Annotated in this window: 1 protein-coding gene; it reads right to left on the bottom strand. The window is 47.6% G+C overall.

Features of this window, described 5'->3' with window-relative positions; all coding sequences use genetic code 11:
- A partial coding sequence (locus PHAL_RS23440; protein WP_036981736.1) for a beta strand repeat-containing protein occupies positions 1 to 1656 on the bottom strand: 1656 nt, incomplete at both ends.

The raw sequence follows: 1656 nt of genomic DNA, 5'->3' as shown, positions 1-1656 counted from the left end.
GCCACTGGTGACGGTGGTGGTTACTTGGGTTGTGTTGCCATTCGTATCAGTGAAGGTGAGGGTAACGGTTTGGCCGTCTTCGACATTAATCACGGTGCCAGAGAAGCTATTGGTTGTGCTGTCAGCGGTATTAATGATTTGGTCAACGTCATTGAAGGTGACACTCACCTCTGCGACGACGTCTTTTTGTACGACTTCTTGGCTTGAGCCTGAATTACCCGCTTGGTTCGTTACGGTGGCTGTGCCGGTGATATCGCCGTCTTTTAAGATACGGGTATCAATATCACTAATCATCCACACGCCGCCATTAACGACAGCAGTACGAGTGATGGTGTTTACGCCATCGGTGAGAGTAACAGTGACAGTTTGACCATCTTCAACATTACTCACCGTGCCGTTGATATCAACCGTAGGGGCTTCAGCAGCATTGATAATATTATCTTGGATTGTGTCGATATCAATGGTGATTTCAACCGCAGCGGTATTTTTAATTACGTTAGTGGTGGCTGTTGCAGGGTTGCCATTTCTATCCAGCCCTTCAGCGGTAAACGTCAGCTCGCCATCGGCAAGTGAGCTTAAATCTTCATTTTCAATGAGGTAATAGCCGTTACGCACAGTCGTGGTAAAGCTCAGCGTTGCATTTGCACTGTCAGTTACTGTAACGGTCACTACTTGGCCGTCTTCAATATCCGTGGCTGCACCACCAAAGGTGGTGGTGATAACTTCATCGCTATTTAGAATGCCGTCGCCATTGGTGCCCACTTGAATAGAGATAGTCGATAAAGTGTCTTTGAAGACTGTGGTATCAGCGCTTGCAGGGTTACCTGCTACATCGGTTACACTGGCACTGAAGGTCAATACACCTTCAGCAAAGCCAGATAGATCTGTGTTAGTTAACGCCCATGCACCGGCTGATACGCTGGCATAATATTCCTGTGTTTTACCTGCAGAGTCAGTGACGAGCACAGTGACTGTTTGACCGTCATCCACGTTAAGCGCAGTACCAGAGATTGCTACATCGGCGACCTCTACAGCATTTAACGAATTATCACCGCCATCAGCTACATTAATGGTGAGACTTGCGAGGGTATCTTTAACTACCGTCACACTGGTTGTTGCGACATTGCCTGCGATATCGGTGCTGGTTACAGTAACGACTAAATCGCCTTCCGCCAGATCGTTGATATCAACATCGCTCAAAGACCATTTACCATCAACAATTGTTAGTGAGTCATTGGTGCGAGTTGTGCCACGGCTATCTGTAACAGAAATAGTGACTGTTTGGCCGTCTTCAATACCAGACACGGTACCAGACACACTCACTGCACTTTGCTCTGCAGCATTAATAATTTGGTCAACGTCTTCAACGGTGATAGAAATTGTTGCTGTGGTGTCTTTAGTAAAGGTAATACTGTTGTTTGCTGGGTTCTCAGCAGCATCGGCGACTGCAACCGTTGCGGTGATCTCCCCGTCAGCCAGAGTGGATAAATTAACATCCCCGAGCGTCCATGCACCATTGACGACTAAGGTGGTGGCGGTTACGGTGAGGCCATTTTTATCGGTCAGTGTAAGCGTGACGGTTTGCCCGTCTTCGACATCGGTGACGGTGCCAGAGAAGTTATTGAGTTTAGCCTCAGTTTGATTAATTACTTGGTC

It is taken from the genome of Pseudoalteromonas haloplanktis ATCC 14393 (genome assembly GCF_000238355.1).
GTDB lineage: Bacteria > Pseudomonadota > Gammaproteobacteria > Enterobacterales > Alteromonadaceae > Pseudoalteromonas > Pseudoalteromonas haloplanktis.
This window is presented reverse-complemented; position numbering and strand designations above follow the sequence as displayed.